Source organism: Actinophytocola sp. (genome assembly GCF_036402745.1).
In the GTDB taxonomy this organism is placed as follows: domain Bacteria; phylum Actinomycetota; class Actinomycetes; order Mycobacteriales; family Pseudonocardiaceae; genus Actinophytocola.
Genome location: NZ_DASWSJ010000124.1, coordinates 61,013 through 67,051, shown reverse-complemented (window position 1 = coordinate 67,051; position 6,039 = coordinate 61,013). Strand labels below are relative to the sequence as shown.

General features: G+C 72.0%; 5 protein-coding genes and 1 pseudogene. 2 read left to right on the top strand and 4 right to left on the bottom strand.

Annotation, left to right across the window (positions count from 1 at the left end; genetic code table 11):
* Positions 1-1,194, bottom strand: a 1,194-nt coding sequence (locus tag VGD70_RS12355) for an aldehyde dehydrogenase family protein (protein ID WP_331081214.1), incomplete at its 3' end; no start/stop codon positions are given.
* A gap of 1 nt (position 1,195) precedes the next feature.
* Positions 1,196-2,164, bottom strand: coding sequence for a deoxyribose-phosphate aldolase (deoC, locus tag VGD70_RS12350; protein ID WP_331081212.1), 969 nt, complete (start codon positions 2,162-2,164; stop codon positions 1,196-1,198).
* 180 nt (positions 2,165-2,344) lie between these two features.
* Here deoC and VGD70_RS12345 point away from each other — a divergent pair, with 180 nt between their 5' ends.
* The gene (locus VGD70_RS12345; RefSeq protein ID WP_331081210.1) at positions 2,345-3,676 is read left to right on the top strand and encodes a family 43 glycosylhydrolase; all 1,332 of its coding nucleotides are present in this window, start codon (positions 2,345-2,347) and stop codon (positions 3,674-3,676) included.
* Between the two features lie 3 nt (positions 3,677-3,679).
* Here the strand turns inward: VGD70_RS12345 and VGD70_RS12340 are convergent, their stop codons facing one another.
* Entirely contained in the window at positions 3,680-4,564 is an 885-nt protein-coding gene (locus VGD70_RS12340; protein WP_414637950.1) for an alpha/beta fold hydrolase, read from the bottom strand.
* Positions 4,565-4,654: 90 nt separating this feature from the next.
* Complete coding sequence (locus VGD70_RS12335) at positions 4,655-5,299, bottom strand: DUF1707 SHOCT-like domain-containing protein (protein WP_331081206.1); 645 nt, start codon at positions 5,297-5,299, stop codon at positions 4,655-4,657.
* Positions 5,300-5,340: 41 nt separating this feature from the next.
* On the opposite strand from VGD70_RS12335, the pseudogene VGD70_RS36940 reads away from it, so the two are divergent.
* Positions 5,341-5,772, top strand: a pseudogene (locus tag VGD70_RS36940) (methyltransferase domain-containing protein); the annotation flags it as partial.
* Between the last annotated feature and the right edge of the window lie 267 nt (positions 5,773-6,039).

Genomic DNA, 6,039 nt, shown 5'->3' with positions numbered 1-6,039 from the left:
CGTGAGCACCGACAGCACCGGGCCGAAGATCTCCTCGCGCGCGATGCGCATGGCCTGGCTGACACCCGCGAACACGGTGGGCGCGAAGAAGAAGCCCTTGTCCGGCAACGGGCACGGGCTGGTCCACCGGGTGGCGCCCTCCTCCTCGCCGGCGGACACCAGCTCGGTGATCTTGTCGAGCTGCTCGCGCGAGTTGATGGCGCCGACGTCGGTGTTCTTGTCCAGCGGGTCGCCGATGCGCAGCGTCGAGACGCGGGCGTGCAGCTTGTCGAGCAGCTCGTCGGCCACCGACTCCTGCACCAGCAGCCGCGAGCCCGCGCAGCACACGTGGCCCTGGTTGAAGAAGATGCCGTTGACGATGCCCTCGACGGCCTGGTCGAGCGGCGCGTCGTCGAAGACCACGTTGGCCGCCTTGCCGCCCAGCTCGAGGGTGAGCTTCTTGCCGGTGCCGGCGAGCGAGCGCTGGATGAGCTTGCCGACGTCGGTGGAGCCGGTGAACGCGACCTTGTCGATGCCCGCGTGGCCGACCAGCTCGGCACCCACGTCGCCGGCGCCGGGCAGGATGTTGACCACGCCCGGGGGCAGCTCGGCCTGCTGGATGATCTCGGCCAGCACCAGCGCGGTGAGCGGGGTGGTCTCGGCCGGCTTGAGCACCACGGTGTTGCCGCAGGCCAGCGCCGGCGCGATCTTCCAGGCGGCCATCAGCAGCGGGAAGTTCCACGGGATGACCTGGCCGGCCACGCCGAGCGGGCGCGGGTCGGGGCCCAGGCCCGCGTAGCCGAGCTTGTCGGCCCAGCCCGCGTGGTAGAAGAAGTGGGCCGACGCCGTGGGCACGTCGACGTCGCGGGACTCCTTGATGGGCTTGCCGTTGTCGAGGCTCTCGAGGACGGCCAGCTCGCGGGACCGCTCGGCGATCATCCGCGCGATGCGGAAGATGTACTTGGCCCGCTCGGCGCCGGGCATCCTGCCCCACACCCGGTCGTAGGCGCGGCGGGCCGCCTTCACCGCTTTGTCCACATCGGACGGTGCGGCGGTGGAGACCTCGGCGAGCACCTCCTCGGTGGCCGGGTTGATGGTCTTCAGCGGCTCGCCACCGCCCTCGACGAACTCACCGTCGAGGAACATGCGGTAGCTCGGCTTGAGGTTGGCGATGTCGCGCGACTCCGGTGCGGGCGCGTACTCCCACGTGGTCATGTCAGTCCACCGTCACGTAGTCCGGGCCGCTGTAGTGGCCCTCGAGTTGGGCGCGGCGCTGCATCAACAGGTCGTTGAGCAGGCTGGACGCGCCGAAGCGGAACAGGTCTGGGGTGAGCCACGCCGGCCCGGCGACCTCGTGGACGGCCACCAGGTAGCGGATGGCGTCCTTGGTGGTGCGGATGCCGCCGGCCGACTTGACGCCCTTGCGGTCACCGGTGGAGGCGTGCCAGTCGCGGACGGCCTGGAGCATCACGTGGGTGACCGGCAGCGTGGCCGCCGGGCTGATCTTGCCGGTGGACGTCTTGATGAAGTCGGCGCCGGCCAGCATGGCGAGCCAGGACGCGCGGCGCACGTTGTCGTAGGTGGCGAGCTCGCCGGTCTCGAGAATGACCTTGAGGTGGGCGTCGCCGCTGGCGTGCCTGACCGTGACGATCTCGTCGAACACCCGGCCGTAGTGCCCGGACAGGAACGCGCCGCGGTCGATGACTATGTCGACCTCGGTGGCGCCGTCGGCCACGGCCAGCTCCGTGTCGGCGATCTTGACCTGGATGCTGGACCGCCCGCTGGGGAAGGCCGTGGCCACGCTGGCGATGCCGATGCCCGTGCTCCCGAGCGCCTCGGCCGCGGTGGCGACCATGTCCGGGTAGACGCAGACCGCGGCCACCGGCGGCACCTCGGGGCGCTCCGGGTCGGGCCGTCTGGCCTTGGCGCACAGCGAGCGGACCTTGCCGGCGGTGTCCGCGCCCTCGAGCGTGGTGAGGTCGACCATGCGGATGGCGGTGTCGATGGCCCAGAGCTTGGCGGCCTTCTTGATGCTGCGGGTGGCGAGGCCGGCCGCGCGCTGCTCGACGCCGACCTGGTCGACGCCGGGAAGGCCGTGGAGGAACCGGCGCAGTGCGGTCTCGTCACGGGTCGCGTCGGCGAGCTCGGGGGGTAACCCGGTTCTCGCCGGTGAGGGTGCTGCCATGCGCCCGAGTCTAGGCGTCCGACCCGATCTGTCCGGTCCGCGTAGCTGAGTTGTCCACATGCGCGGAGTTGTCCACAGATCGCCGCTTCGCTGGTCCGTTAGCGGGACCTGGCTGGTATTCGAGCCCGTTCTGCGGTAGGTCAGATGAGGGTGTGATTCGCCAACTCTGGGGAGTTTCACGTGAAATCATCACGAATCTGGTGCCTGCCGGCGGCGGCCTCGTTGGCGGTCGCGGTCGTGGTCGCGGTCGTGCTGGCCCTGCCCGGGCCGGTGTCCGCCGAGGTCCGGTCGGTGCCGCCGGCGCTGGTGATCGGCCAGGACTTCCCCGACCCGGAGGTCATCCAGGTCGGTGGCACGTACTACGGCTACTCGACCAGCTCCTTCGCCGGCCGGGTCCCGTACGCGACGGCCCCCGGTCCCACCGGTCCGTGGACGGTGCGCGGTGACGCGCTGCCGCAGAAGCCGGCGTGGGCCGGGGACGGCGGGTTCTGGGCACCGGACGTCTCGCAGCGCTCGGACGGCCGCTTCCTCCTGTACTTCGCCGGGCCGAGCGTGGCCACCGGCCGGATGTGTCTCGGCGCCGCGGTGGCGACCGGCCCGGCGGGCCCGTTCCAGCCGACCGGTGCCCAGCCGCTGGTGTGCAACGCCGGGGAAGGCGGCGACATCGACCCGTCGAGCTTCGTCGACGCCGGCGGTGCCCGCTACCTGCTCTACAAGAACGACGGCAACGCGGTCGGGCAGCCGGCGATCCTCTGGCTGCAGCCGACCGCCGCGGACGGCGTGACGTTCACCGGCGGCCGGGTGGAGCTCCTGCGCAACAACCGCCCGGAGGACGAGGGCGTGATCGAGGCGCCGGTGCTGGTCAAGCGGCCCTCCCAGTACGTGCTGTTCTACTCCGCCGGGGTGTACACCACCGGCAACTACCACACGAGCTACGCCGTGTCCGGCTCGCTGGCCGGCCCGTACACCCGCGCGTACCGGCCGCTGCTGACCACCGCGTCGCTGGACGGCGCGGTCAACGGGCCGGGTGGCGCGGACGTCGCCGGGAACCAGATCTTCTTCCACGGCCACCTGTCCGGCGGCGGCCGCGGGATGTACACCGCGAGCCTCGGCTGGGCCGACGACTATCCGGTCGTGCGCGGCAGCCGGGTCCGGTACGAGGCCGAGCGGGGCACGCTGAACCACGCGGTCGTGCGCACCGGCGCGGCGGGCGCGTCGCAGGGCGCGGTGGCGGCTGGCATCGACTACGCGGACAGCTGGGTGGACAGCTCGGTGTTCGCCCCGGTGGCCGGCGCCTACACCGTCCACATCGGATACGCGGCCGGCTACGGCGACGCCCAGCACACGCTGACGGTCAACGGCGCCGCGCCGCAGGTGGTCAACTACCCCAACCGGGGGTGGGACACCTGGACCCAGGTGCCGGTCCAGGTGAACCTCGCCGCCGGGTTCAACACGATCCGGCTGCGGTACCTCACCCGATGGGCGGAGCTGGACTACCTCGAGGTGGCCTGAGGGTCAGGAGCCCGAGCTGACCGTGGTGGCGGAGACCTCGGGATTCTCGTCCGTCCGGCCGGCCCGCAGCAGGGTGCGCCAGTGGGCGGCGTCGTGCTCGGCCGGTGTCGTCGTGTCCACGAAGTCGTTCAGCAGGGCCAGGAAACGGTCGGGCTCGGTCTGGTGGGGGAAGTGGCCCGCCTTCTCGAAGATCTCCAAGCGGCTGCCCGGCATCGCCGCGTGCGCGATCCCGGCGTGGCGCGCCGGGACGATCCGGTCGCGCCCACCCCACACCAGCAGCGTCGGGATGCCCCTGGTCAGGTAGCACCGGTCGAGCATCGTCACCACCTGGCCGCGCAGGTCCACCACCGACCGCAGCGTGCGCAGGAACGCCGTCCGCGCGTGCGGCTCGGACAGGGCCGCGTACCGGTCGATCGCGTAGGCCAGGTCCGGTCCGAAGTCCAGGCCCGGCACGAACGGCAGCACGCGGCTCACCACCTCGCGGAGCGGGCCGGCCGTCAGGAACGGGATGGCCAGGCCCGCGCCGGGCGCGGACGCCAGCCGCAGCACCGGGTGCACCGCGCGGCCGATCCCACCACTGCTCACCAGCACCAGCCGCTCGCAGCGCTCGGGGAACTGGTACGCGAACTGCATCGCCACGCCGCCGCCCAGCGAGTGGCCGACGACCGTCACGCGCTCGACGTCGAGGACCCCGAGCAGGTCACGCAGCCCACACGCGTAGGCCGCCGCCGCGTAGTCGGCGCGGGGCTTGTCCGACGCGCCGTGGCCGAGCAGGTCCGGCGCGATCACCGTGTAGCGCTCGGCGAGGGAGGACAGCAGCGGCAGCCAGGTGCCCGAGTGGTCGCTGATGCCATGTACGAGCAGGAGCGCCGGCCCGCTGCCCACCATCCGGTAGGCCCTGCGGTAACCGTGGATGACCCGGTAACGCAGCACTCATCCAATGATCGCCCGCCACGTGACGCCGGTGTTGCCGCCGCGCTACTCCTCGATCTCCTTGCTCTTCTGCCGGGTGGACTTGCGGCGCTTGACCTCCACGCCACCCATCACGGCCAGCCCGGTGATCTTGACCAGCGGCGTGCCCGGCCGCGGCTGGGCCTGGTCCCGCACGCTGTTCTCGAACGCGCCCATGAAGCCGGAGCCGTTGACCTGGACGGTGACGTCCTCGGGGACGTAGATCTCGATGCCGCCCATCAGCGCGAACGCCTGGATCGTGGTCTCCGCGTCCTCGAACCGCGCTTCGGTGAGGTCGATCTCCACGCCACCCATCACCGCGATCGACGTGAAGGTCGGCGGGACGGTCCAGACGCCCTTGCGGTCGGTCCCGGACATGATCGCGACCGCGCTCGAGGACGTGCCCCGGCCGCCGATGCGGTGGCTGGGCGACGCGACGGGCTGCGGCATCCCGACGGCCCGGGCCTGGTTGGCCACCGGCAGGTCGCGGGTCACCGGCTCCAGGTCGCCGAACGTCTTGGCGGCGTAGACCTTGTCGAGCCGTTCCTCCAGCTCGGTGACGGTGAGGCGCCCCTCGGCCATCGAGTCGTGCAGGACTCGGGCGATACGTTCGCGATCGTCGTTGGACACCCGCATGTCCCGCGGGTCCGGCACGGCAGGCAGGTCGGTCACGAACGTGAGATTAGCGTGACGCGCACGACTATGGTGCGGGCATGCCCGCACCCGACGACTTCTCCGCCGCCGATCTCGCCCTCCAGATTCGTGCGCTGGACACGCAGGCGCGGCTGGCCGGCGTCCTGCGGCTGCGCGGCTGGGTGCTCGGCGCGCTGGCGTTGCGGCCGGGCGAGCGGGTCCTCGACATCGGCTCCGGCACGGGGGAGCACACCCAGGCACTCGCGGAAGCCGTTGGCCCGCAAGGGGAAGCGGTCGGCATCGAGCCGAACTCCGGGATGCGCGGGGAAGCCGTACGCCGGGCCGCGGGCTCCTCGGCCACGTTCGTCGACGGCGACGCCTACGCCCTGCCGTACCCGGACGCGAGCATCGACGCGGTGTCGTGCGAGCGGGTGTTCCAGCACCTGCACGACCCGGGGAAGGCCGCCGGGGAGATCGCTCGCGTGCTGCGGCCCGGCGGCCGCGTGGTGGTGACGGACACCGACTGGGCGACGGCCATCGTGCATCCCGGCGACCCGGACGTCGTCGACGTGGTCAGCAAGGCCATGCGCACGGGCATCGCCAACCCGTTGGCCGGGCGGCTGCTGCCGGGCCAGCTCGCGGCGGCCGGCCTGGCGGTCGACGACATCGGCTCGCAGGCCCTGGTCCAGGACCGCGCCGCGGCGACCGGCCCGCTGATGACCATGCTGACCCGGATGGCCCGCGACCGCGGCGCGATCACCGACGAGCAGCGCGACCGG

Bases quoted from the DNA above. Each gene is read 5' to 3' on its own strand.
- deoC (WP_331081212.1), bottom strand. From the start codon at position 2,164: ATGGCAGCACCCTCACCGGCGAGAACCGGGTTACCCCCCGAGCTCGCC.
- VGD70_RS12340 (WP_414637950.1), bottom strand. From the start codon at position 4,564: ATGGTGGGCAGCGGGCCGGCGCTCCTGCTCGTACATGGCATCAGCGAC.